Here is a 24,263-nt window from a genome sequence, read left to right on the forward strand (position 1 = left end):
TCTTTGAGCTTCATGAACGGAAAAGCCCGGCGCGACCACTGGCGCCGGGCTTTCTTCCTTTGAGCGGACGATCGAGGTCAGTCCTTGGCGTGGAGGTCGGTGCCGAGCGTATCCCTGACGAAGATCATGCCGATGATGAGCGACATCGCCGCGATGATCACCGGGTACCAGAGGCCGTAGTAGATATCGCCCTTATAGGCGCTGAGCGCGAACACCGTCGCCGGCAGCAGGCCGCCGAACCAGCCATTGCCGATGTGATAGGGCAACGACATGCCGGTGTAGCGGATGCGGGTCGGGAACATCTCGACCAGGATCGCGGCGATCGGCCCGTAGACCATGGTGACGAACAGCACCAGGATGAACAGGATACCGATCGTGAGCGGCCAGTTGATCGCTGCCGGATCCGCAGTCATGGCGAAGGCGCCACCGCCCGGGACGGTGTAGACGGTGACTTCCGGCGCACCGGCTACCTCGTCCTTGGTCAGGATCTTGTCGGCGATCGCCTTGTCGGTCGGAACCGCCGCCTTCTCGCCGCCGCGGATGGCCGCCGCGTCAAGCTTCAGCTCGGGATTGGCCGCGATGAAGGCGTCGAGCTTCTGGTCCGCCACCTTGGCCGCGGCGCGCTTCAACGGATAGCCGCCGTCCTGAAGCGACATGTTCACCGCCTTGGCGAAGGCCGCGTCCTTGGCCTTGGCCTGATCGCCGGCGGCGACGGCGTCATAGGATTCCACCGTCTCGTTGCCGATCTTGACCGAGGCTGCGGTGCCTGGGGCTGCCGTGGTCACCACATCATAAGGCACCGAGTTCTTGGTCAGGAACGAAGTCGCGATATCGCAGGATGTCGTGAACTTCGCCGTGCCGACCGGGTTGAACTGGAACTTGCAGTCGCCGGGCGCTGCCGTCACCGTCGCGCGGGTGTTCTGCTGCGCGGTGGCCAGTGCCGGATTGGCGGACCAGGTCAGCGCTTTGAACAGCGGGAAGGTGCAGACGATGCCGAGCGCAAGGCCTGCCATGATGATCGGCTTGCGGCCGATCTTGTCGGACAGCCAGCCGAACACGACGAAGAAGATCGAGCCGATGGCGAGCGCAATAGCGATCATGATGTTGACCGACTGCGCGTCGACCTTGAGCACGTTCGTGAGGAAGAACAACGCATAGAACTGACCATTGTACCAGATCACGGCCTGGCCAGCGGTGAGGCCGAGCAGCGCCAGCAGCGCGATCTTGGCGTTCTTCCATTGACCGAAGGCTTCCGAGAGCGGTGCCTTGGAGCCCTTGCCCTCTTCCTTCATGCGCTGGAAGGTCGGCGACTCCGATAGCGACAGCCGGATCCAGATCGAAACGGCAAGCAGCACGAAAGAAACGATGAAGGGAATGCGCCAGCCCCAGGAAGCGTAGGTTTCCTTGCTGAGCGAGCCCTGAACAATCAGGATGACGATCAACGACAGGAAAAGGCCGAGCGTCGCCGTCGTCTGGATCCACGACGTATAGAAACCGCGACGGTCGTCAGGCGCGTGCTCCGCGACATAGGTCGCAGCACCGCCATATTCGCCGCCGAGCGCCAGGCCTTGCAACATGCGCAGCCCGATCAGGATCACTGGAGCCAGTATGCCCAAGGTTGCGTAGCCGGGCAGCAGGCCGACCAGGAAGGTCGACAGACCCATGATCGTCATGGTGACGAGGAAGGTGTATTTGCGGCCGACGAGATCGCCGATGCGGCCGAAAAGCAGCGCGCCGAACGGTCGGACAAGGAAGCCGGCGGCAAAGGCAAGCAGCGCAAAGATGTTGCGCGTTGCCTCGGGAATCGCCGGGCTGAAGAAGGTCGAGCCGATGAAGGCGGCCAACGAGCCGTAGAGATAGAAATCGTACCATTCGAAAACGGTGCCGAGCGAGGAGGCGAAGATGACTTTCTTCTCCTCCCGCGTCATGCCGCGGCTGGTTCCGCCGGCGGTCGAAGCCATTGCCATTGATGTATCCTCCCGTGAGATCCCGTCTGTCCTCGATGGCTGCGCGCCACCGTCCGCGCTCCTCCGAACGCGGACTCAAAGACGCAGCCAACGAAGGAAAAAATGACAGAAAGGGCGGGCGAAAGGCACCGCGACGATGGGATTATGACTTTGGTATTAGGTGCGCTGCGAAAGCGGCGCCGCGCTTGAATTGCTCTAGGCCTGCAGCGCTTCGAGCAGGCTGACCGCCGCCATCATGTCGCGCTTGCGTGCCGAGCGGCGCGCAACGGCCTCCGCATCCTGGCCCCAATGCTCGATCTGCCAGTCCTCGTCGACATGGCCGGCAGCCCAAGCTTCCTCGCCGTCGAGGTGACCGAAATCGACGGCCAAAGCCAGCAGCGCCGAACCGGTCAGCGCGGTCATGACATGAATGGCGGCCAGCCGCATCGGCTCGACACGCTGGCCAAGATGCGCGCCGAGCACGGCGATCGCCTCGCGCGGCTGCTCGACATGGATGACGCCTTCGGCAAGGTTGAAGCGCGCGCCGAGGCTGCCGCGTGCCCAGTCCAGCACCGGATCCCAGAACTTGTTCTGGCGATCGACCAGTCCCTGCGGGCCATCGGCGCGGTAGCACAAAAGATCGGACGAGGCGAAGCGCAGCACGTCCTCCAGCACCGCCTGCGGATCCGAGGCGACGCCGTCGATGGCGGTGTTGACGAGCCGCATGACAGGCATCGTCACGGGATCGATGACCTCGCCTTGCGCGCTGAATTCATCGGCAACGAGCGCCGCGGCGTTTTCGGTCGGCAGCACCATCACAGCCTTGCCCGGCGTGCGCACGGGCCGGCCGTCCAGATGAACGGCAAAGCCATTCTCGACGGGAGCCACCGAAACAGCCTTGTAGAAACGCTTCGGCAGCGGCGTCTTCATCTGGATCTGGGCGCGACGCACGGGATCGGGGTCGGAAAGCAGCTTTCCGGCTTCGAGGTCTTCGAGGATGTCGCGCATGCCGAACTCCTTAAAGCAATTCCGGGAAAAGTGTGAAGCGGTTTTCCGTCCGGAATTGCGTCAAAACAAAGAGATGGAGCAGCTTGCCGTTCGGCGAGCTGATCTATGGTGCGGGCTGCCTGCGCGCCGGGCGATTGACGATGATCAGACCGGCGGCGATCAGGCCGAGCGCCAGGAAAATCCTGGTCGTCGGCAGCTCGCCCAACAGCACCGCGCCGCACAGGACGCCGAACACCGGCGACAGAAAGGCGAAGCTCGACAGACCGGCGGCCGGATAACGCGTGAGCAGCCAGAACCACAACACATAGGTGAAGGCGACGATATAGAAAGACTGGAAGAGCAGCGCCAGTGTCGGCAAGGCGGCAAGCGCACGGATCGGCGGGCCGGCGAAAGGCATCACAAGCAGGCCAACGACAGTTGCACCCGCCAGCTGGTAGAGCAGAAGCTTTTCGGCGTTGGTTTCCACCAGTTTCGACCGCTTTATGAAGATGCTGGTCGCCGCCCAGAGAATGCCCGAGCCGAGACTGAGCAGGTCACCCGTCAGCGTCGCGTCGCTGCCGGCAGTGATGCCGTCGGAGAAAACCGCCGCCAGGCCGCAGAAGGCGAGAACAAGCCCACCGAGCTTGCGCGGATTGATGCGCTCGCCAAGCAGGAAATGGCCGCCGATCAGGACCCAGAACGGCATGGTGTTGACCAGGAGCGTGTTGCGGGCAACGGTGGTGTATTCGAGCCCGATATAGAGGCACAGGAACTCGACGCCGAAGAGCACGCCGACGACGATGCCGGCGGGCAAAGTCCCATCCGCTTCGAACAGCTTGATGCCGCGCAGCCGGCACCAGCCAAGCACGCAGGCTCCCCCAATGAGCGATCGTGCGACCGAGACGAAGACAGGGTCGTAGCCTGCGTATGAGACCTTGGCGGCGACGTAGTTCAGGCCCCAGGAAAAGGTCAGTCCGACCATGATGACAGCCGCGGCCATGTCGACTGCATCGCGACGATCCAATGCGGGGGCGACAGCCAAGTCAGTCCTCCGCGCTCTGGTCGTCGAAGCCGATCAGGTTCCAGCTCTGGCGCATATGCGGCGGCATCGGCGCCGTGACGTCGATGACGCCCTGGTCCGGATGCGGGATGATAATGCGGCGCGCATGCAGGTGCAGGCGGTTTTGAATGCCGCCCGGGAAATCCCAGTTGGTATCTGCCTCGAAATATTTTGGGTCGCCGATGATCGGACAACCTATATAGGCGGCGTGAACGCGAAGCTGGTGGGTGCGGCCGGTATAGGGCTCCATCTCCAGCCAGGTCATCGTCTGCGCCGCCTGCTCGATGACGCGGTAGTAGGAGACGGCGTGGTCGGCGCCCTTCTCTCCATGCGCGGCCACGCGCACGCGGTCGCCATCCTCCGTCGGCTCCTTGATCAGCCAGGTCGAGATCTTGTCCTCGCGCTTGGGCGGCACGCCCTTGACCAGCGCCCAGTAGGTTTTCTTGGTCTCTCGCGCCCGGAACGCTTCCGACAGCTTCATTGCCGCAAGACGGGTGCGGGCAACCACCAGCACGCCGGACGTGTCACGGTCGAGGCGGTGGACGAGGCGCGGCTTCTCGCCCTTCTGATTGCGCCAGGCCTCGAGCATATCGTCGACATTGCGGGTGACGCCGGAGCCGCCCTGCACCGCCAAGCCGGCCGGCTTGTTGAAGACGAAAACCTTCGGGTCCTCATGCAAGAGCATCTTGGCGAGCACGTCGGCATCGCCCTGGTTGCGGATCGAGTGACCGGTGAGCGGCGCGTCGCCCTTCTTATCGACGTCGAGCGGCGGAACGCGGACAGACTGGCCGGGCTCGACACGCGTGTCGGCCTTCACCCGGCCGCCATCGACGCGGATCTGGCCGGACCGAAGCAATTTCTGCAGATGGCCGAAGCCGAGGCCCGGATAATGGACCTTGAACCAGCGGTCGAGCCGCATGCCCGCCTCGCCGGCCTCAATCGTGATCTGTTCAACACCCGCCATGGATACGCTTTTCCGTTTGAAAGCGGCGCCATAGCACTAAGGCAGGCATTGTGCGAGCCAAAGACCCAACAAAGCGCGACGATTGCCCCAATCGCAGCCATCCGAGGTTCGGCCGCACGCTGGCCGACCTTGGATTGAAGCGGGGCCGTAGTCAGTTGGCAGCCTTCGGCTTGGACGAGCCGATCATCTTCCAGTTCTTGTAGAAGACGGAATTGATGCGCTCCACGCTGACCGAGACGATCGAGAGAAGGCCAGCGATCAGCCTCGGGAACGGAGACGGACGGATGATGTCGATGAAGACGCAATAGCGGCGGCCGTCATATTCGTTGACCGAGCGGTGGAAGAGCGTGTCGTCGAAGATGAACAGCGGGTTGTCGTACCAGTAGTTCTTCTTGCTGCCGCACTGGACGAAGATCTCCGCCTTCACCGGGATCAGGTTGTAGAGGATGCGCAGGCTGAGCCGGAGCGGTCCGAAATGCCAGGACGTGGATTCGCGCTTGCTGAAAACGGATACCGCGATCGTCTTGATGTATTTGTAATCCTTGTTGAATTCGGGAACGTTGTCGATCTTGTGCTTGCCGTACCACTGGTAGACATACATGCCGCGCCGGCTGGTGCCGAAATTGGCGTCGATATCGGCGATGATCTCGTCCTTGCGGGCGTTGAAGACGCCCAGCACCTCGTTGATCTCGCGCTGATAGTCCTCAGGGAACTGCTCGGGCTTCCAGACGCCGGGGTTGCGGTAGCAGAGAAGGTCGACGATCAGGTTGAACGGCGACAGCAGCCAGGTGAAAAGGCCATTGCCGAGGAAATAGCGCTCGAACAGGTTCCGGTTCTTCTGGTCGTTGCGCATGACGTCGATCAGGCCGAAAACGACCCAGATGGCGGTCAGGATCGGGATGAAGTAGACGGCGAGCGCGAGAACCACGACTGCAATCGCAGCCTTGCGTAGCGTCTTGACGGTTTTCTTTGTCATTGTCATTCGCGCGGGAGCGCGATCCTGTTCCGTTTGCCAAATCACGGCGACCCCCGCCCGCCGTGCGTCTTGATAAGATTTTTTGTTTCCCGGCACAATGCCGCGCACGGTCCCGGTGGTCGGCCCGGACGAATATTTGGAGTATGTTACTCCACTTCAACTCAATGCACGACCGGCAAACCAAGCTCGTCCCATCTTTCCCTAGGGATCGGATCGTCAATCAGGAATTCGAAGCCGACGACGCTTTCGCCATGGCGCGGCTTCGCGACGAAGCGTGCCGACCGCCGGGCCGCGCAACTCAGCTGCTCCGTTCGCCGCGCAGCTTTGCCCAGTATTCCAACCGCTTGCGGATATCGCGCTCGAAACCGCGCTCCGGCGGATCGTAGAAAGTGCGCCGGCCCATCTTCTCCGGAAAATAGTCCTGGCCTGAAAACGCGTCCGGCTCGTCATGGTCGTAGCGATAGCCGGCGCCGTAATCCTCCTGCTTCATCAACTTGGTCGGCGCATTAAGGATGTGTTTGGGCGGCAGCAGCGAGCCGAACTCCTTAGCGGCCGCGGTCGCAGCCTTGAAGGCGGTGTAGACCGCGTTCGATTTCGGCGCCGTGGCGAGATAGACGGCGGCCTGTGCGAAGGCGAGCTCGCCCTCGGGCGAACCAAGATAGTCATAGGCGTCCTTGGCCGCATTGGCGACGACAAGCGCCTGTGGATCGGCGAGCCCGATATCCTCCACTGCCATGCGCACGAGCCGGCGACCGAGATAGAGCGGATCCTCGCCGGCATCGAACATGCGGGCAAGATAGTAGAGCGCGGCATCCGGGTCGGAGCCGCGCACCGATTTGTGCAGCGCCGAGATCAGATTGTAATGGCCGTCCTGGCCCTTGTCGTAGATCGGGGCGCGGCGCTGGATGACGCGCTGCAGGCCCTCCGGGCCGAACACCTCGCCCTTCTTGGCGGCGCGCCAGACTTCCTCGGCGAGCGTCAGCGAGGCGCGGCCGTCGCCATCCGCCATGCGGATCAGCATGGCGCGCGCTTCTTCATCGAGCGGCAGCGCCCTGCCCTCGGTTTCTTCCGCCCGGGCCAGAAGCTTGGCGATGCTTTCCTCGCCCAGCGAACGGAACACCAACACACGCGCTCGCGACAGAAGTGCTGCATTCAACTCAAAGGACGGGTTCTCTGTCGTGGCGCCGACCAGCACCACGGTGCCGTCTTCCATCACCGGCAAAAAACCGTCCTGCTGGGCGCGGTTGAAGCGATGGATCTCGTCGACAAAGAGCAGCGTCTGGCGGCCATTGGCGCGCCTCAGCTTCGCTGCCTCGAAGACTTTCTTGAGGTCCGCGACACCGGAAAACACGGCCGAAATCTGCTCAAAGGCAAGATTGGTCTCGCCGGCGAGCAGCCGCGCCACCGTCGTCTTGCCGGTGCCGGGCGGCCCCCAGAAGATCATCGAGCCGAGCGAACCGGAATCGATCAACCTGGTCAGGGCGCCGTCGGGACCCGTCAGATGCTCCTGGCCCACGACCTCGCCGAGGTTTTTGGGGCGCAACCGGTCGGCAAGCGGTCGCCCGGGCGCCACTTTCTCCGGTTCATCGGAACTGAACAGATCGGCCATGCATGTCTTTTGGTTGAAAAGCGATCTTCAAAGATGGGAAGACCGCCTCAGTAGCGCAACACCTGGCGCAGTATCTGCCCGCCGCGCTCGACGGTAAAGCGCCACCAGCGCGTGTCCTGCTGAGCAACCTGCGCCAGCGTCGCCGCAGTGTCGATGGTGGTGCCGTTGACCTCGCGCACGATATCGCCGGGCTGGAAGCCGAAATCGGCGGCCGGCGAATCGCGGCTGATATCGATGACGGTGACGCCCTTGATATCCGTGCGAAGGCCAAGGCGCTGGGCAAGCCGGGGCGACAGCTCCGTGACCTTGGCGCCGGAAAAGGGACTGCGGCCGCGCAAGGTGACTTCGCTGGGCTTGGCGCCTTCCGGCGCGCGCTCCAGCGGAATCTCCAACGTCGCCTGCTGCCCTTTGCTCAGCACGGCAAACGTCGCCTTGGTGCCGATCGACAGCGTCGCCATGCGATAGTCGAGCGCCTCGATGCTTTCAACCGGCGTGTTGTTGAGCGACAGGATGACGTCGCCAGGCTTCAAGCCGGCCTTGCCCGCGGGCCCGGTCGCGTCCACGGACGACACCAGGGCGCCGGTCGGCTTCTCCATGCCGAGAGATTCGGCGATCTGCGGCGTCACCATTTCGAACTCGGCGCCGATATAGGGGCGCTCGAAGAAGTCGAGCCCGGCCTTGGCGGCGTCGGCAAAGGCGCGCACCATGTTCGAGGGAATGGCGAAGCCGATGCCGATCGAGCCGCCGCTGCGACTGTAGATCGCGGTGTTGATGCCGACCAGCTGGCCGCCCATGTTGATCAGCGCGCCGCCCGAGTTGCCGGGATTGATGGCGGCATCGGTCTGGATGAAATAGCCCGAATCGGAGACGCCGATATGGCTGCGGGCAAGCGCCGAGACGATGCCGCTGGTGGTGGTCTGGCCGACGCCGAACGGGTTGCCGATGGCGAGCACCAGGTCGCCGACCTCGAGCGCGTCGGAATCGCCGATGGCAATCACCGGGAACGGCTTGTCGGCCGAGATCTTGAGCACGGCGAGATCGAGCGTCTCGTCCTTGAGCATGACCTTGGAGGTGAACTCGCGTCCGTCGGCGGTCGCGACCTTCACCTCGTCCGCATCCTTGATGACGTGGAAGTTGGTGACGATGACGCCGCTCGGATCGACCAGCACGCCGGAGCCCAGCGAGGACTGCGCGCGCGGCTGGGCACGGCCGAAGAACTCCTCGAAGAAGGGATCGCCCTCGAAAGGCGACGTCACCTTTGCGGTCTGCGAAGCATAGACATTCACGACGGCCGGGGCCGTCTGCTTGACCAGCGGCGCGAAGGAGAGCTGCACCTCCTCGCGGCCGAACGGCACGCGCTTGTCGGGGCCGGACGTGCCGTTCTCGCCCTCGACGCCATGCAGGAGATCGGTCAGCACATCGGAGAGGCCCGGATCGGCCGGCTTGGCGGCATCCTCGGCAAAAGCCTGTCTTGCGGCCGGTGCCGCGGCGAAGACCGCCAGCGCGGCAACAAGAAACAGTCGTTTGAGGTGCATTCTCGAATCCCTCCGGATAGGGCGCCATTGTCCCGACGATTGTGCAGAATGAAAGGCTAATGCACACAAATGCGACACTTGTCGCGCAAAAGCGTTCGCGCAAGGGCGAAAAATCCGCACGCCTGCCGCCCCTCCGGCAAATGCAAAAAGGGGCCCGCAGGCCCCTTGAAGTCATTGACGAAAACGCTTGACCTCAGGCGGCCGCGGCTTCCTCGTTGGCGCCCTCGGCCTCGAGGCGGGCGCGGTCGGCGGCGCCCTTGGCCGAGGTGTCGCGGTCGACGAATTCGATGACCGCCATCGCGGCGTTGTCGCCCTTGCGGAAGCCCGCCTTCATGATGCGCAGATAGCCACCGTTGCGGGTGGCGTAGCGCGGGGCGAGGGTTTCGAACAGGCGCTTGACGACGCCTTCATTGCCGATCTGGGCGATGACCTGACGACGGGCGTGCAGGTCGCCGCGCTTGCCGAGCGTGACGAGCTTCTCGACGATCGGACGCAGGTCCTTCGCCTTCGGCAGGGTGGTGAGGATCTGCTCGTGCTCGATCAGAGACACGGCGAGGTTGGCGAACATTGACTTGCGGTGGCTTACGCTGCGGGCGAAGCGACGGCCTTTGAAACCGTGGCGCATGGCTCTTTTCCTTCTTCAGTTGTTCAAGAGGCCACGGCCTCTGATGGTTTTCCGCATGACCGTCGGATCGAGCGGCTCTCGCCGCCGATCCTTGGAATTCATGCTCAATATTGGTCTTCGTAACGCTTGGCGAGGTCTTCGATGTTTTCCGGCGGCCAGTCCGGCACTTCCATGCCGAGATGGAGGCCCATGGCCGCCAGCACTTCCTTGATCTCGTTCAGCGACTTGCGGCCGAAGTTCGGGGTGCGCAGCATCTCGGCTTCGGTCTTCTGGATCAGGTCGCCGATATAGACGATGTTGTCGTTCTTCAGGCAGTTGGCCGAACGCACCGAAAGCTCGAGCTCGTCGACCTTCTTGAGCAGCGCCGGGTTGAAGGCGAGCTCGGTGACGGCTTCGGCGGCGACTTCCTTCTGCGGCTCGTCGAAGTTGACGAAGAGCGCAAGCTGATCCTGCAGGATGCGGGCGGCGAAAGCCACCGCGTCCTCGCCCGAGATCGAGCCGTTGGTCTCGATGGTCATGGTCAGCTTGTCGTAGTCGAGCACCTGGCCCTCGCGGGTATTCTCGACCTTGTAGGAGACCTTCTTGACCGGCGAGTAGAGGCTGTCGACCGGGATCAGGCCGATCGGCGCGTCCTCGGCGCGGTTGCGCTCTGCCGGCACATAGCCCTTGCCGGTGTCGACGGTGAACTCCATGCGGATCTCGGCGCCCTCGTCCAGCGTGCAGATGACGTGGTCGGGGTTGAGGATCTCGACGTCACCCACGGTCTGGATGTCGCCGGCGAGCACGGCGCCCGGGCCCTGCTTGCGAACGACCATGCGCTTGGGACCATCGCCTTCCATGCGGATGGCGATTTCCTTGATGTTGAGCACGATGTCGGTCACGTCCTCGCGCACGCCGGCGATGGACGAGAATTCATGCAGCACGCCGTCGATCTGCACGGCGGTGACGGCCGCGCCGCGCAGCGAAGACAGAAGCACGCGCCGCAGCGCGTTGCCCAGCGTCAAGCCAAAGCCGCGCTCGAGCGGCTCGGCCACCAGCGTGGTCAGCGTCTTCTTCTTCGACGAGAACTCGATCTTGTTCGGCTTGATCAGTTCTTGCCAGTTTTTCTGGATCATAAATGTCTTCCTTCCTTTGCCCCGCCACCATCCAATCGTGGCGGGCGACACGGAAAACCGCGGAGGAACGCCGTGGCGTTCGCGCGGCGCTTAAAAATCAGACGCGGCGCTTCTTGCGCGGACGGCAGCCATTGTGCGGGATCGGCGTCACGTCACGGATCGAGGTGATGGTGAAGCCCGCCGCCTGCAGCGCGCGGAGCGCCGATTCACGGCCGGAGCCGGGTCCGCAGACCTCGACCTCGAGCATGCGCATGCCGTGTTCCTGGGCCTTCTTGGCGACGTCCTCGGCAGCCATCTGGGCGGCGAACGGGGTCGACTTGCGCGAACCCTTGAAACCTTGCGCGCCAGCCGATGACCAGGCAATCGAATTGCCCTGCGCGTCGGTGATGGTGATCATGGTGTTGTTGAAGGTCGAATTGACGTGGGCAACGCCCGACGAAATGTTCTTGCGTTCGCGACGGCGAACACGAGCGGCTTCCTTGGCCATGGTAGTCCTTTCAGTTGATCTCTACACCGCCGTAATGCCAGCGGCTCCACCTTGGGAAGGCAGTAGGGGAGTAAGGCAGTAAGGGAGTATGGAAAACACAATCCCTATTGCCTTACTGCCCTACTCCCTTACTCCCCTAAATTACTTCTTCTTGCCGGCGATCGCCTTGGCCGGACCCTTGCGGGTGCGCGCATTGGTATGCGTGCGCTGGCCGCGGACCGGCAGCGAGCGGCGGTGACGCAGGCCGCGGTAGCAGCCGAGGTCCATGAGCCGCTTGATGTTCATCGAGACTTCGCGGCGCAGGTCGCCTTCGACCTGGTAATCGCGGTCGATCGCCTCGCGGATCTGCAACACTTCCGCGTCGGTCAGCTGGTTGACACGGCGGTCCGCCGGGATGCCGACCTTGTCGACGATCTCCTGGGCAAACTTCTTGCCGATGCCGTGAATGTACTGAAGCGCGATGACGACGCGCTTGTTGGTCGGAATGTTGACGCCGGCTATACGAGCCATTTTCTTCTCTTTCTCCATGTGGGCCGGGCATGCCCGGCGCTGTCGATGTTGCCCCGCGTCCGGTGGAGGCCGGCCCTTGCGGGAGTTTCCTGGTTCAAAGCGACCGCCTTGCCCGCAAGGGCAAGCAAAGTCCATGCCTGATAGGAAGACGGGCCGCCATACCCCAGCGGCCTATTCCAGTCAAGCGCAATCTTCAATTGTCGCCAAGCGCAATCTTCAATTGTCGGCCCGGCCTACTTCGCCGCAGCCGCGAGGACCTTGCCGATCTCGGCGGTCACCGCATCGATACTGGCCATGCCGTCGACGGTCTTGAGCTTGCCTTTGGCGTAGTAGTAGCCGATCAGCGGCGCCGTTTTCTTGTAGTATTCGCGCAGGCGTTCTTCGAACACCGCCGGGTTATCGTCCTTGCGCACTGGCTGGCCGGCGGCCTTGGCATCGTCGGCGCGTTTGACGATCCGGCCTACGAGCGCCTTGTCGTCGACGACGAGCTCGATGACGGTGTCGAGCGCTATGCCGCGCTCGGCGAGCATCGCCTCGACCGCGTCTGCCTGGACCAGCGTGCGCGGATAACCGTCGAGGATGAAACCCTTGGCGCAATCCGGCTGATCGATGCGTTCGGCGACGATGGCGTTGACGATCGCATCCGAGACCAGCTCACCGGCATCCATCACCGCCTTGGCACGCTTGCCGACCTCGGTTCCGGCCTGGACGGCGGCACGCAGCATGTCACCCGTCGAGAGCTGAGGGATGCCGTGTTTTTCTACCAGTCTTTGTGCTTGCGTCCCCTTGCCCGCTCCTGGCGGCCCAAGCAATATCAGCCTCATCTGCTCCTCTTCCCCCCGCGCAACTTCGACTTCTTGATCAGCCCCTCATACTGGTGCGCGATCAGGTGACCCTGAATCTGCGCCACCGTGTCGAGCGTGACACTGACCACGATCAGAAGCGATGTGCCACCGAGGTAGAAAGGTACGCCAGTCGCCGAAATCAGGAACTCCGGCAGCAGACAGACCAGCACCAGGTAAATGGCGCCGATGACGGTTATGCGCGTCAGAACATAGTCGATATAATCGGCGGTGCGCTCGCCCGGACGATAGCCCGGGATGAAGCCGGAGTGCTTCTTGAGCTGGTCGGCCGTGTCCTTCGGGTTGAAGACGATCGCCGTGTAGAAGAAGGCGAAGAAGACGATCATGCCCGCATAGAAGATCATGTAGAGCGGCTGGCCGTGACCGAGCGAAGCGAGGATCGTGCTGGCCCAGGCCGGCAGGTTGGTCGCCTGCGAGAAGCCCGCGACGGTTGCCGGCAGAAGCAGCAGCGAGGACGCGAAGATCGGCGGGATGACGCCAGAGGTGTTGAGCTTCAGCGGCAGATGCGAGGTATCGCCCTGGAACATGCGGTTGCCGACCTGGCGCTTCGGATACTGGATGAGCAGGCGGCGCTGCGCGCGTTCGAAGAAGACGATGAGCGCGATGACGATGATGGCCAGCACGATGATCGCGAGGATGAGGCCCGTCGACAGCGCGCCGGTGCGGCCGAGTTCCAGGGTGCCGGAGATCGCGCGGGGCAGGCCGGCGACGATGCCGGAGAAAATGATCAGCGAAATACCGTTGCCGATGCCGCGTGCGGTGATCTGCTCGCCGAGCCACATCAGGAACATGGTGCCGCCGACCAGCGTGACGACGGTCGAGATGCGGAAGAACATGCCGGGATCGTTGACGATGCCGTTGCCGCCCTCGAGGCCGACCGAAATGCCGTAGGCCTGGACCAGCGCCAGGAGCACCGTGCCGTAGCGCGTGTACTGGTTGATGATCTTGCGGCCCTGCTCGCCCTCCTTCTTCAGCGTCTCCAGCGAAGGGATGACCGAGGTCATCAGCTGCATGATGATGGAGGCGGAGATGTAGGGCATGATGCCCAGCGCGAAGATCGCCATGCGCTGCACGGCGCCGCCGGCGAACATGTTGAACATGCCGAGCACGCCCTTGCTCTGCGAGGAGAAGGCCTGGGCGAAAGCGTCGGGATTGATGCCGGGAAGCGGGATATAGGTGCCGAGGCGGTAGACGAGCAGCGCGCCGATGGTGAACCAGATGCGCTTCTTGAGGTCCTCGGCCTTGGCGAAGGCCGCGAAATTCAGATTGGAGGCTAGTTGTTCAGCAGCCGAGGCCATGCCTGATTCTCCGCTAGACCATGATGCCGAAAAGTGTGGAGCGGTTTTCGGACGATATCATGCTCTACTTCGTTTGATTTCCATGTCACGCTCGATGCCCGCAGCTCAGGCGGCGCGTGTCACCGAAGCCCACGAGATAAGCTCCGGACCGTAAACATGCAAGCGGCCGCGTTGACGCGGCCGCCCAATTCATCTGGTCAAAGCGCGGTTCGACGGAAAATGCGAAATCATCCCGGCCGGCCGCGCTTCAACTGGCCGTTACTCGGCGGCGGCCGCTTCCGGCAGCTTCACCGAACCGCCGGCCTTCTCGATCTTCTCGATCGCGGCCTTGGAGGCGCCGGCGACGTCGAAGGAGAGCTTGGCCTTGAGTTCGCCGTCGGACAGCACACGCACGCCGTCCTTGGCGCGGCGGATGACGCCGGCGGCAACCAGGGCCTCGGCCGTAACGGTCGCCTTGGCGTCGAGCTTCTTGGCATCGATCGCGGCCTGGATACGAGCCAGCGACACGACGGTGAAGCTCTTGGCGAAGATGTTGTTGAAGCCACGCTTCGGCAGGCGCCGGTAGAGAGGCATCTGGCCGCCCTCGAAGCCGTTGATGGCGACGCCCGAGCGGGCCTTCTGGCCCTTGACGCCGCGACCGGCCGTCTTGCCCGAGCCGGAGCCGATGCCGCGACCGAGGCGCTTCCTGGAGTGCGTGGCGCCGTCCTTGTCACGCAGATCGTTGAGTTTCATGTTTCTTCTCCTGCGCTTCCGTTCAGGCCTCGTCCACGACGCGGACGAGGTGCTGGACGGCGGCGATCATGCCGCGCACCGAAGGGGTATCTTCCAGCGTGCGCCGCTTGTGCATCTTGTTCAGGCCGAGGCCGACCAGCGTCGCGCGCTGCTCCTTCGGCCGGCGGATCGGCGAGCCGATCTGCTCGACGGTGATGGTCTTGGTAGCTTTCTTGGCCATGATCGAAATCCCTGGTCAGCGTCGACTATTCTTCAGCCGCAACGGCGGTGCCGCGGCGGGCCTGAAGGGTCGAGTACTTGATGCCACGCGCGGCAGCCACATCCTTCGGATGCATCTGGCTCTTCAGCGCGTCGAAGGTGGCGCGAACCATGTTGTAGGGGTTCGACGACCCCATCGACTTGGCGACCACGTCATGCATGCCGAGCGTCTCGAAGACGGCGCGCATCGGGCCGCCGGCGATGATGCCGGTACCCTGCTTGGCGGCGCGCAGCAGAACGCGCCCAGCGCCCCAACGGCCCTCGACGTCGTGATGCAGCGTGCGGCCCGAACGCAGCGGCACGAAGATCATGTCGCGCTTGGCCGACTCGGTCGCCTTACGGATCGCTTCCGGCACTTCGCGCGCCTTGCCGTGGCCGAAGCCGACGCGGCCCTTCTGGTCGCCGACGACGACGAGAGCGGCAAAGCCGAAACGACGGCCGCCCTTCACCACCTTGGCGACGCGGTTGATGTGGACGAGCTTGTCCACCATGCCGTCGTCACGCTCTTCGCGCTCGCGGCCGCGGCCGCCTTCTCTACGTTCCTGTGCCATATCCTAGTCCTTGTTCTTTTCCGGAAGCACGGGTTGCTGTTTGCCGACGCCGCTTGGGGTCGTCAGCGGCGAATTTTTCCTTTGCATGATCTTACCCGAAAAGTCTGCAACTTTTCGCTGCGCGGACTTCCCGGTTTGGGATCATGCATTAGAAGCTGAGACCACCTTCGCGGGCAGCCTCGGCCAGCGCCTTGACGCGGCCATGATAGATATACGGGCCGCGGTCGAAGACGACTTCCTTGACGCCTGCCTTTGTGGCGCGCTCGGCGATCAGCTTGCCGACCGCGGCGGCGGCAGAGGTGTCGGCGCCGGTCTTGAGCGAACCCTTGAGGTCCTTCTCCAGCGTCGAGGCGGCGGCCAGCGTGTGGCCGTTGGCGTCGTCGATGACCTGGACGTAAATGTTCTTCGAGGTGCGGTGCACCGAAAGCCGCGGACGCTCGCCGGCGACCTTCTTCAGCTGGCGGCGCACGCGCTGCGCGCGGCGTTGGATAGTTTCTTTGGGACTTGCCATAATGTCAGTTCCTTGCCTTCAGAAAACGGGGGCAACCCTGTGCGGTAGGCCAAGCCTCCCGCGGCCGCTCCCCGCGGCGTTACACTTCTGCGGCTTGGCCCTTTGCGAAAAGTCTGCAACTTTTCGGGGCCACGCCTATTACTTCTTCTTGCCTTCCTTGCGCACGATGCGCTCGTTGGCATAGCGCACGCCCTTGCCTTTGTAGGGCTCGGGGCCGCGATATTCGCGGATCTCGGCGGCGACCTGGCCAACCTGCTGCTTATCGATGCCCGAGACGGTGATTTCGGTCGGCTTCGGCACCGTAATGGTGATGCCCTGCGGCGTCTGATACACCACGTCGTGGCTGAAGCCGAGCGCCAGCTGCAGGTTCTTGCCCTGCAATGCCGCGCGATAGCCGACGCCGGTGATCTCGAGCTTCTTCTCGAAGCCGTCCCTCACGCCCTGCAGGATGTTGACGATCTGCGTGCGCGACATGCCCCACTTGGAGCGGGCGTTCTTGGTTTGGTCGCGCGGCTCGACGGAGATCTCGTTGTTCTCCATCTTGACCAGCACTTCGTCGTTCACCACAAACTTCAGCTCGCCCTTGGGGCCCTTCGCCGTCACGGTCTGGCCGTTGACGGACGCGGTCACGCCCTGCGGCAGCAAAACGGGTTTCTTTCCGATACGAGACATTTTGTTGTCCTCGTCACTTCTTTCGTTTCAGGTTCCAGTTCCCGGGCGCGATCCCGAGAACCGAAGCCCATTCATCAATCTCGCGCCGGATCAGAAGATCTGGCAGAGGATCTCGCCGCCGACATTCTGCTCGCGCGCTTCATGGTCGGCCATGACGCCCTTCGGCGTCGAAAGGATGGCGATGCCGAGGCCGTTGGCGACCTGCGGGATCGACTTGGCCGAGACATAGACGCGGCGGCCGGGCTTCGAGACGCGCTCGATTTCGCGCACGACCGGAGCGCCGTCGAAATACTTCAGCTCGATCTCGATTTCGGACTTGCCGTTTTCGAAATCGGTCTGGCTGTAGTCGCGGATATAGCCTTCCGACTTCAGCACTTCGAGGACGCGGGCGCGCAGACGCGAGGCCGGGGTCGAAACGCTCGACTTCTTGCGGCCATAGGCGTTGCGGATGCGGGTCAGCATATCGCCGAGAGGATCGCTCAATGACATCTCAGTGTCTCCTTACCAGCTCGACTTGACCAGGCCCGGGATCTGGCCGGTATTGCCCAGATCGCGAAGCGCGATACGCGAAAGCTTCAGCTTGCGATAATAGGCGCGCGGACGGCCCGTCACTTCGCAGCGGTTGCGGATGCGGATCTTGGCCGAGTTGCGCGGCAGCGCCGAAAGCTTCAACTGGGCGCGAAAACGCTCTTCCATCGGCTTGGACTGATCCATGATGATGGCCTTGAGCGCCGTGCGCTTGGCGGCATACTGGTCGGCGAGCTTGCGGCGCCGGTTGTTCTTCTCGACTGAGCTGGTCTTTGCCATTTCAGATGTTTCCTTTTTCGCTGCCGTTACTGGCGGAAGGGGAAGTTGAAGGCCTTGAGCAGTGCTCTTGCCTCGTCGTCCGTCTTCGCCGTCGTACAAACGATGACGTCCATGCCCCAGACCTGATCAACCTTGTCGTAGTTGATCTCCGGGAACACGATGTGCTCCTTGATGCCCATGGCATAGTTGCCACGGCCGTCAAAGCTCTTCGGGTTCAGTCCGCGGAAGTCGCGAACGCGCGGCAGCGCGATGTTCACGAGGCGGTCCAGGAACTCGTACATGCGTTCCTTGCGCAGCGTGACCTTGGCGCCGATCGGCATGTTCTCGCGCACCTTGAAGCCGGCAATCGAGTTGCGGGCGCGGGTGACGACGGCCTTCTGGCCGGCGATCAGCGCGAGATCCTCGGCCGCGACCGAGGGCTTCTTGGAGTCTGCGGTTGCTTCCCCGACACCCATGTTCAGCACGATCTTGTCGATGCGCGGAACCTGCATGTCGTTGTCGTAGCCGAACTGCTCCTGCATCGCCTTGCGGATGGTCTCGTTGTAGACCTTCTTGAGGCGCGGCTCGTTCTTGGCAGTTGCCTGCTTGGTTTCAGCCTTAGCCATTGATGACTTCTCCCGAACGCTTGGCGACGCGCACCTTCTTGCCATCCTTCTGGATGGTGAAGCCGACGCGGGTCGGCTTGCCGTCCTTGGGGTCGGCCAGCGCGATATTCGACAGGTGGATCGGCGCTTCCTTGGTGATGATCCCGGCCTCTTGGGACTGGGTCTGCTTCTGGTGACGGCGAATGAGGTTCACGCCGCGGACGACCGCGGTGTCTTCCTTCGGCTGCACCGACAGGACTTCGCCCGAACGGCCCTTGTCCTTGCCGGCAAGCACGACGACCTTGTCGCCTTTTTTGATCTTTTGCATTGGTCCGGCTCCTTACAGCACTTCAGGCGCGAGCGAGATGATCTTCATGTGGTTCTTGGCGCGCAATTCGCGCGGAACCGGTCCGAAGATACGGGTGCCGATCGGCTCTTTCTTATTGTCGACGAGAACGGCCGCGTTCTTGTCGAAACGGATCACGCTGCCGTCCGGGCGGCGGATGTCCTTGGCCGTGCGAACCACGACCGCCTTCATCACATCGCCCTTCTTAACGCGGCCGCGCGGAATGGCTTCCTTGATCGACACCACGATGATGTCGCCGACGGAGGCATATTTCCGCTTCGAGCCGCCCAGCACCTTGATGCACATGACACGACGGGCGCCGGAATTGTCCGCGACGTCGAGGTTTGTTTGCATCTGAATCATGACTGGCCGCCTTCTTCTTTTCTAACGGGACGGGTTCTTCACCCCTCCCCGGTCTGTCCAAAATTCGGTTCGTTCGCCCGGATCAAGCCTGATCCGAAGAGACGACAACCCAGCGCTTGTCCTTGGAAATCGGCTTCGATTCCTGGATGAACACCTGGTCGCCGACCTTGTGGGCGTTGTTCTCGTCGTGCGCCTTGTACTTCTTGGTCATGCGCACGGTCTTCTTCATCACCGGATGGGTGAAGCGACGCTCGACCTTGACCACGACCGTCTTCTCGTTCTTGTCGCTGACGACGGTGCCCTGCAGGATGCGCTTTGGCATGGTTCTCGTCCTTAAGCCTTCTTGGCCGCGGATTTTTCCGCGGCGATGGTCTTGATGCGCGCGATGTCCTTGCGGACCTGCTTCACGCGCGCGGTCTTCTCGAGCTGGCCGGTGGCCTTCTGGAAGCGCAGGTTGAACTGCTCCTTCTTGAGGGCCGCCAGGTCGTCGGTCAGCTGATCCTGGGTCTTGGTCCGGATGTCTTCGGCTTTCATGATCGCCTGTCCTTATTCTGCGATGCGCTGCACGAAGCGCGTCTTGACCGAGAGCTTGGCGGCGCCGAGACGCAGCGCTTCACGAGCGGTCTCCTCGCTGACGCCGTCGATCTCGAACATGATACGGCCGGGCTTGACGCGCGCCGCCCAGTAGTCGACGGCGCCCTTGCCCTTACCCATGCGGACTTCGGTCGGCTTCGAGGTGACCGGCAGGTCCGGGAACACCCGGATCCAGACGCGGCCGGCGCGCTTCATCTCGCGGGTGATCGCGCGGCGGGCCGCCTCGATCTCGCGCGCGGTGACGCGGTTCGGCTCAAGCGCCTTCAGCCCGAAACCGCCGAAATCCAGATTGGTGCCGCCCTTGGCGGTACCGTGGATACGGCCCTTGAACTGCTTGCGGAACTTTGTGCGCTTTGGCTGCAGCATCGTTCTAACTCCAAATTCTCAAATGTCTCAGGCGTTCTCGCGACGGCGGCCGCGTTCGCGCTCACCGCCAGCACCGCCGCCACCATGCGCGGCATCGCCTTCGGTTGCACGGCGCTCGGAAGCCATCGGGTCATGCTCGAGGATCTCGCCCTTGAACACCCACACCTTGACGCCACAGATGCCGTAGGCCGTGTTCGCCTCGGCCGTGCCGTAGTCGACATCGGCGCGCAGCGTATGCAGCGGCACGCGGCCTTCGCGGTACCACTCCATGCGCGCGATTTCGGCGCCGCCGAGACGGCCGGAGCAGTTGATGCGGATGCCTTCGGCGCCGAGACGCATGGCCGACTGAACGGCACGCTTCATGGCGCGGCGGAACGCGATGCGGCGCTCGAGCTGCTGGGCGATCGACTGGGCGACCAGCGTGGCGTCGATTTCCGGCTTGCGCACTTCGACGATGTTGAGGTGCGTTTCGGACTTCGTCATCTCGGTCAGCTTCTTGCGAAGCTTCTCGATGTCGGCGCCCTTCTTGCCGATGATGAGGCCCGGACGCGCGGCGTGGATGGTGACGCGGCACTTCTTGTGCGGACGCTCGATCACGACCTTCGAGATCGCGGCCTGCTTGAGTTCCTTCTCGAGATACTTGCGGATCTTGAGGTCCTCGTGCAGCAGCTGGCCGTACTCGCCGGTGTTCGCGAACCAGCGCGAATCCCAGGTACGGTTGATGCCGAGACGCAGCCCGATCGGATTGACTTTCTGGCCCATTATGCGGCCTCCCCTTTTTCCTCGACTTCACGAACGACGATCGTGAGGTGCGAGAACGGCTTTTCAATTCGGCTGGCGCGGCCGCGGCCACGAGCGTGGAAACGCTTCATGACGATCGACTTGCCGACATAGGCTTCCGCCACGATCAGAGCGTCGACATCGAGGTCGTGATTGTTTTCCGCGTTGGCGATCGCCGATTCCAGCGTCTTCTTGACCGTGCCGGAAATCCGCTTGGCCGAGAATTCGAGGTCGGAAAGCGCTGTCGCGACCTTCTTGCCGCGGATCAGCGCGGCAACCAGGTTGAGCTTCTGCGGGCTGATGCGGATCGTGCGCAGAACGGCACGCGCCTCGTTATCAGCAAGCCTGCGCGGAGCTTTGGCCTTGCCCATGATTATTTCCTCTTCGCCTTTTTATCCGCGCCGTGACCGTAATAGGTCCGGGTCGGAGCGAATTCACCGAACTTGTGACCGACCATGTCCTCGTTCACCGAGACGGGAACGTGCTTCTGGCCGTTGTAGACACCGAAGGTGAGGCCGACGAACTGCGGCAGGATGGTGGAGCGACGGCTCCACATCTTGATCACCTCATTGCGACCACCTTCACGAACCTTGTCCACCTTCTTGAGAAGGTAGCCGTCGATGAAGGGGCCTTTCCAAATCGAACGAGTCACTTGGCGTTACCTCTTCTTAGCTCTTGCGCTGATGACGCGAGCGCAGGATGAACTTGTCGGTCGCCTTGTTGGACCGCGTCTTCTTGCCCTTGGTCGGCTTGCCCCACGGGGAAACCGGATGGCGACCACCGGAGGTGCGGCCTTCGCCGCCGCCATGCGGATGGTCAACCGGGTTCATGGTCACGCCGCGATTGTGCGGGCGCTTGCCGCGCCACACGGTGCGACCGGCCTTGCCGTCATTGATGTTGCCGTGGTCGGGGTTCGACACGGCACCCACGGTGGCCATGCAGGAGCCGTGCACGACACGCTGCTCGCCCGAGTTGAGGCGCAGGATCGCCATGCCCTGGTCACGGCCGACGAGCTGGGCGTAACCGCCAGCCGAACGGGCGACCTGGCCGCCCTTGCCCGGCTTCAGCTCGATGTTATGGACGATCGTGCCGACCGGCATCGCGGCCAGCGGCATCGCGTTGCCCGGCTTCACGTCGACCGCTTCGCCGGCCACGATCTTGTCGCCGGCAGCAAGACGCTGCGGGGCCAGGATGTAGGACAGCTCGCCGTCGTCATACTTGATCAGCGCGATGAAGGCGGTGCGGTTCGGATCGTATTCGATACGCTCGACCGTGCCGACGACGTCGTACTTCTTACGCTTGAAGTCGATGATGCGGTACGAACGCTTGTGACCGCCGCCGATGAAGCGGGCCGTGATGCGGCCGTAATTGTTGCGGCCGCCCGACTTGGTCAGGCCTTCGGTCAGGCCCTTGACGGGCTTGCCCTTGTAGAGGCCCGAGCGGTCGACGATGACCAGCTGGCGGGTGCTCGGCGTTACCGGGTTGAATTTCTTAAGTGCCATTGTCCTGTCCTCGCGGCCTTGCTCAGAGACCCGTCGCGACGTCGATCGACTGGCCGTCGGCCAGCGTCACAACCGCCTTCTTGACGTCGCCCTGGCGGCCAACAGTGCCGCGGAAGCGCTTGATCTTGCCCTTGCGGACGAGCGTGTTCACAGCCGTCACCTTGACGCCGAAGAGAGCTTCCACGGCAGCCTTGATTTCCGGCTTCGACGCCTTCTTGGCGACGTTGAAGACGACCTGGTTCTGCTCGGAAGCCATGGTCGACTTTTCGGTGATCGCCGGCGAGACGATCACGTCGTAGTGACGGAGGTCGGTCATTTAAAGCGCTCCTCGAGAGCCTCGACGGCGGCCTTCGAAAGGACCAGCGTGCCGCGGCGCAGAATGTCGTAGACGTTGATGCCCTGGATGGGCAGCACGTCGATGTTGGGAATGTTGGTCGCGGCCAGCTTGAAGTTCTGGTCAAGCTCGGCGCCGCCGATAACCAGGGCGTTGGTCAGCCCCAGCGTCTCGAGGTTCGCCACCAGCGCCTTGGTCTTGGCTTCGGTGAGCTTCAGCTCGTCGACGATGATCAGCGAAGCGCTCTTGGCCTTGGCCGAGAGAGCGTGCTTGAGGCCAAGCGCACGGACCTTCTTCGGCAGCTCGTGCTCATGGCTGCGAACGACCGGGCCGTGTGCCTTGCCGCCGCCGCGGAACTGCGGAGCGCGAGCCGAGTGGTGACGGGCGCGGCCCGTACCCTTCTGCTTGTACATCTTGGCGCCGGTGCGCGCGATTTCGGCGCGGCCCTTGGCCTTGTGCGTGCCCTGCTGCTTCTTTGCAAGCTGCCAGCGCACGACGCGCTGCAGGATGTCTTCGCGCGGATCAAGGCCGAAAATCTCCTCGGAGAGTTTCACCTTGCCGGCGTCCTTGCCGCCCAGCGTTGTGATCTTGAGATCCATTATTCGGCTCCCTCAGTGGCCGGGGCTTCGTTCTTGGCGGCAGCAGCGGCACGGATCGCGGCGGGCTTCGGCGCATTGGCCGGTAGCGCAACCTTGGCGGCGTCGCGAACCAGGATCCAGGCGCCCTTGACGCCGGGAACCGCGCCGCGGATCAGGATCAGGCCGCGATCGGCGTCGGTCGAGACGACCTCGACATTCTGCGTGGTGACGCGGGTGTCGCCCATGTGGCCGGCCATCTTCTTGCCCTTGAACACCTTGCCGGGGTCCTGGCGCTGACCGGTCGAACCGTGCGTGCGGTGCGAGACCGAGTTACCGTGCGTGGCGCGGCCGCCACCCATGTGGTGACGCTTGATCACGCCCTGGAAGCCCTTGCCGGTCGAGGTGCCCGTGACGTCGACCTTCTGACCGGCGACAAAGTGCTCGACGGTCAGCTCGGCGCCGACGTCGATCATGTTGTCGGCGGAGACGCGGAACTCGGCGACCTTCGCCTTCGGCTCGACGGAAGCGGCGGCGAAATGGCCGCGCATCGCCTTCGACGTGTTCTTCACCTTGGCAAGGCCAACGCCGAGCTGGACGGCGGTGTAGCCGTTCTTCTCCTGCGTGCGCTGGGCCACGACCTGGCAGTTCTCCATCTGGAGAACGGTGACGGGAACGTGTTCCCCGGCATCGTTGTAGATGCGGGTCATTCCCACCTTCTTTGCAATCACACCTGAACGCATCGGTTCAATTCCTTTAGAGTTCCCTGTCGGGGCTATCGCCCCTCCACGCCTCTTGTTCCTTTAGAGTTCCGGGCCAGGGGCACCGCCCCTTACCGCGCTCTCATTCCCTTAGAGCTTGATCTCGACGTCGACACCGGCCGCCAGATCGAGCTTCATCAAAGCATCGACCGTCTGCGGGGTCGGATCGACGATGTCGAGCAGCCGCTTGTGCGTGCGCATCTCGAACTGCTCACGGCTCTTCTTGTCGACGTGGGGCGACCGGTTGACCGTGAATTTCTCGATCCGCGTCGGCAGCGGAATGGGGCCGCGGACGTTGGCGCCGGTGCGCTTGGCGGTCGACACGATTTCGCGCGTCGAGGCGTCGAGCACCCGGTGGTCAAACGCCTTAAGGCGGATGCGGATATTCTGTCCGTTCATGCGTCAATTCCTTGTTCTGGCGCGGCGCGGGCAGCTCCCGCGCCCGCGACAGATCGGTTTCAGTCCAAATTACTCTTTGATGGTGACGACGATGCCGGCACCGACGGTGCGGCCGCCTTCACGGATGGCGAAGCGCAGCTTCTCTTCCATGGC

The 24,263-nt window shown here is 63.1% G+C and carries 34 protein-coding genes and 1 pseudogene; all 35 read right to left on the reverse strand.

The window, feature by feature from the left end; all coding sequences use genetic code 11:
- Positions 1-77: 77 nt before the first annotated feature.
- Positions 78-1,967: an MFS transporter gene (locus tag FJ414_RS21110; RefSeq protein WP_140646269.1), complete on the reverse strand. Its 1,890-nt coding sequence runs from the start codon at positions 1,965-1,967 to the stop codon at positions 78-80.
- 195 nt (positions 1,968-2,162) lie between these two features.
- A complete protein-coding gene (locus tag FJ414_RS21115) occupies positions 2,163-2,954 on the reverse strand; it encodes an ATP12 family chaperone protein (protein WP_140646270.1) in 792 nt (263 codons plus the stop codon).
- A gap of 103 nt (positions 2,955-3,057) precedes the next feature.
- On the reverse strand, positions 3,058-3,933 hold the full coding sequence (locus FJ414_RS21120; RefSeq protein ID WP_140646292.1) for a DMT family transporter: 876 nt from the start codon (positions 3,931-3,933) through the stop codon (positions 3,058-3,060).
- Positions 3,934-3,976: 43 nt separating this feature from the next.
- Positions 3,977-4,957 (reverse strand): RluA family pseudouridine synthase, encoded by a 981-nt coding sequence (locus FJ414_RS21125; protein WP_140646271.1) that lies wholly within the window; start codon positions 4,955-4,957, stop codon positions 3,977-3,979.
- A gap of 151 nt (positions 4,958-5,108) precedes the next feature.
- A complete protein-coding gene (locus tag FJ414_RS21130; protein WP_140646272.1) occupies positions 5,109-5,933 on the reverse strand; it encodes an aspartyl/asparaginyl beta-hydroxylase domain-containing protein in 825 nt (274 codons plus the stop codon).
- A gap of 298 nt (positions 5,934-6,231) precedes the next feature.
- Positions 6,232-7,542 carry a replication-associated recombination protein A gene (locus FJ414_RS21135; RefSeq protein ID WP_140646273.1) on the reverse strand — a complete coding sequence of 437 codons (1,311 nt, stop codon included), beginning with the start codon at positions 7,540-7,542 and terminating at the stop codon, positions 6,232-6,234.
- A gap of 47 nt (positions 7,543-7,589) precedes the next feature.
- On the reverse strand, positions 7,590-9,077 hold the full coding sequence (locus FJ414_RS21140; RefSeq protein ID WP_140646274.1) for a DegQ family serine endoprotease: 1,488 nt from the start codon (positions 9,075-9,077) through the stop codon (positions 7,590-7,592).
- Positions 9,078-9,270: 193 nt separating this feature from the next.
- Positions 9,271-9,702: a 50S ribosomal protein L17 gene (gene rplQ / locus FJ414_RS21145; RefSeq protein WP_140646275.1), complete on the reverse strand. Its 432-nt coding sequence runs from the start codon at positions 9,700-9,702 to the stop codon at positions 9,271-9,273.
- Between the two features lie 104 nt (positions 9,703-9,806).
- Positions 9,807-10,817, reverse strand: a complete 1,011-nt coding sequence (locus FJ414_RS21150) for a DNA-directed RNA polymerase subunit alpha (protein ID WP_040983001.1) — start codon at positions 10,815-10,817, stop codon at positions 9,807-9,809.
- A gap of 97 nt (positions 10,818-10,914) precedes the next feature.
- Positions 10,915-11,304: a 30S ribosomal protein S11 gene (rpsK, locus tag FJ414_RS21155; RefSeq protein WP_006205444.1), complete on the reverse strand. Its 390-nt coding sequence runs from the start codon at positions 11,302-11,304 to the stop codon at positions 10,915-10,917.
- 141 nt (positions 11,305-11,445) lie between these two features.
- Positions 11,446-11,814, reverse strand: coding sequence for a 30S ribosomal protein S13 (gene rpsM, locus FJ414_RS21160; protein WP_140646276.1), 369 nt, complete (start codon positions 11,812-11,814; stop codon positions 11,446-11,448).
- 233 nt (positions 11,815-12,047) lie between these two features.
- On the reverse strand, positions 12,048-12,638 hold the full coding sequence (locus FJ414_RS21165) for an adenylate kinase (protein WP_140646277.1): 591 nt from the start codon (positions 12,636-12,638) through the stop codon (positions 12,048-12,050).
- Entirely contained in the window at positions 12,635-13,975 is a 1,341-nt protein-coding gene (gene secY / locus FJ414_RS21170) for a preprotein translocase subunit SecY (RefSeq protein WP_140646278.1), read from the reverse strand. Before secY ends, FJ414_RS21165 begins: the two co-directional genes overlap by 4 nt.
- A 258-nt stretch (positions 13,976-14,233) precedes the next feature.
- Entirely contained in the window at positions 14,234-14,707 is a 474-nt protein-coding gene (gene rplO / locus FJ414_RS21175; protein WP_140646279.1) for a 50S ribosomal protein L15, read from the reverse strand.
- Between the two features lie 22 nt (positions 14,708-14,729).
- Entirely contained in the window at positions 14,730-14,927 is a 198-nt protein-coding gene (gene rpmD / locus FJ414_RS21180) for a 50S ribosomal protein L30 (protein WP_027170355.1), read from the reverse strand.
- A gap of 25 nt (positions 14,928-14,952) precedes the next feature.
- Positions 14,953-15,516, reverse strand: coding sequence for a 30S ribosomal protein S5 (rpsE, locus tag FJ414_RS21185; protein ID WP_032933400.1), 564 nt, complete (start codon positions 15,514-15,516; stop codon positions 14,953-14,955).
- Positions 15,517-15,664: 148 nt separating this feature from the next.
- Positions 15,665-16,027, reverse strand: coding sequence for a 50S ribosomal protein L18 (rplR, locus tag FJ414_RS21190; RefSeq protein WP_140646280.1), 363 nt, complete (start codon positions 16,025-16,027; stop codon positions 15,665-15,667).
- A 138-nt stretch (positions 16,028-16,165) separates the two neighbouring features.
- A complete protein-coding gene (gene rplF, locus FJ414_RS21195) occupies positions 16,166-16,699 on the reverse strand; it encodes a 50S ribosomal protein L6 (protein ID WP_140646281.1) in 534 nt (177 codons plus the stop codon).
- Between the two features lie 90 nt (positions 16,700-16,789).
- Complete coding sequence (gene rpsH, locus FJ414_RS21200; RefSeq protein ID WP_042642201.1) at positions 16,790-17,188, reverse strand: 30S ribosomal protein S8; 399 nt, start codon at positions 17,186-17,188, stop codon at positions 16,790-16,792.
- Between the two features lie 12 nt (positions 17,189-17,200).
- Positions 17,201-17,506: a 30S ribosomal protein S14 gene (gene rpsN, locus FJ414_RS21205; protein ID WP_042642199.1), complete on the reverse strand. Its 306-nt coding sequence runs from the start codon at positions 17,504-17,506 to the stop codon at positions 17,201-17,203.
- A 26-nt stretch (positions 17,507-17,532) separates the two neighbouring features.
- Positions 17,533-18,111 (reverse strand): 50S ribosomal protein L5, encoded by a 579-nt coding sequence (rplE, locus tag FJ414_RS21210; protein ID WP_095765509.1) that lies wholly within the window; start codon positions 18,109-18,111, stop codon positions 17,533-17,535.
- A complete protein-coding gene (gene rplX / locus FJ414_RS21215; RefSeq protein ID WP_095765510.1) occupies positions 18,104-18,418 on the reverse strand; it encodes a 50S ribosomal protein L24 in 315 nt (104 codons plus the stop codon). Before rplX ends, rplE begins: the two co-directional genes overlap by 8 nt.
- A gap of 12 nt (positions 18,419-18,430) precedes the next feature.
- Positions 18,431-18,799, reverse strand: coding sequence for a 50S ribosomal protein L14 (rplN, locus tag FJ414_RS21220; RefSeq protein WP_006205457.1), 369 nt, complete (start codon positions 18,797-18,799; stop codon positions 18,431-18,433).
- Between the two features lie 82 nt (positions 18,800-18,881).
- Positions 18,882-19,121, reverse strand: coding sequence for a 30S ribosomal protein S17 (rpsQ, locus tag FJ414_RS21225; protein ID WP_023675136.1), 240 nt, complete (start codon positions 19,119-19,121; stop codon positions 18,882-18,884).
- An 11-nt stretch (positions 19,122-19,132) separates the two neighbouring features.
- On the reverse strand, positions 19,133-19,333 hold the full coding sequence (gene rpmC, locus FJ414_RS21230) for a 50S ribosomal protein L29 (RefSeq protein WP_137934271.1): 201 nt from the start codon (positions 19,331-19,333) through the stop codon (positions 19,133-19,135).
- A gap of 12 nt (positions 19,334-19,345) precedes the next feature.
- On the reverse strand, positions 19,346-19,759 hold the full coding sequence (rplP, locus tag FJ414_RS21235; RefSeq protein WP_027170364.1) for a 50S ribosomal protein L16: 414 nt from the start codon (positions 19,757-19,759) through the stop codon (positions 19,346-19,348).
- A gap of 27 nt (positions 19,760-19,786) precedes the next feature.
- The gene (gene rpsC / locus FJ414_RS21240; RefSeq protein WP_095765512.1) at positions 19,787-20,521 is read right to left on the reverse strand and encodes a 30S ribosomal protein S3; all 735 of its coding nucleotides are present in this window, start codon (positions 20,519-20,521) and stop codon (positions 19,787-19,789) included.
- Positions 20,521-20,910 (reverse strand): 50S ribosomal protein L22, encoded by a 390-nt coding sequence (rplV, locus tag FJ414_RS21245; protein WP_006205462.1) that lies wholly within the window; start codon positions 20,908-20,910, stop codon positions 20,521-20,523. The genes rpsC and rplV overlap by 1 nt, the downstream gene beginning before the upstream one ends.
- Positions 20,911-20,912: 2 nt before the next feature.
- Positions 20,913-21,191: a 30S ribosomal protein S19 gene (gene rpsS, locus FJ414_RS21250; RefSeq protein WP_015317982.1), complete on the reverse strand. Its 279-nt coding sequence runs from the start codon at positions 21,189-21,191 to the stop codon at positions 20,913-20,915.
- Positions 21,192-21,207: 16 nt separating this feature from the next.
- Entirely contained in the window at positions 21,208-22,041 is an 834-nt protein-coding gene (gene rplB, locus FJ414_RS21255; RefSeq protein WP_140646282.1) for a 50S ribosomal protein L2, read from the reverse strand.
- A gap of 22 nt (positions 22,042-22,063) precedes the next feature.
- Positions 22,064-22,357, reverse strand: a complete 294-nt coding sequence (locus FJ414_RS21260; protein WP_040983033.1) for a 50S ribosomal protein L23 — start codon at positions 22,355-22,357, stop codon at positions 22,064-22,066.
- Positions 22,354-22,974, reverse strand: coding sequence for a 50S ribosomal protein L4 (rplD, locus tag FJ414_RS21265; RefSeq protein WP_140646283.1), 621 nt, complete (start codon positions 22,972-22,974; stop codon positions 22,354-22,356). The genes FJ414_RS21260 and rplD overlap by 4 nt, the downstream gene beginning before the upstream one ends.
- Positions 22,974-23,693 carry a 50S ribosomal protein L3 gene (rplC, locus tag FJ414_RS21270; protein ID WP_127252190.1) on the reverse strand — a complete coding sequence of 240 codons (720 nt, stop codon included), beginning with the start codon at positions 23,691-23,693 and terminating at the stop codon, positions 22,974-22,976. Before rplC ends, rplD begins: the two co-directional genes overlap by 1 nt.
- Positions 23,694-23,801: 108 nt before the next feature.
- On the reverse strand, positions 23,802-24,110 hold the full coding sequence (gene rpsJ / locus FJ414_RS21275) for a 30S ribosomal protein S10 (RefSeq protein WP_006205468.1): 309 nt from the start codon (positions 24,108-24,110) through the stop codon (positions 23,802-23,804).
- Positions 24,111-24,179: 69 nt separating this feature from the next.
- Positions 24,180-24,263: pseudogene (locus tag FJ414_RS21280) on the reverse strand (elongation factor Tu); the annotation flags it as partial.

Source organism: Mesorhizobium sp. B3-1-6 (assembly GCF_006439555.1).
Taxonomy (GTDB): Bacteria; Pseudomonadota; Alphaproteobacteria; order Rhizobiales; family Rhizobiaceae; genus Mesorhizobium.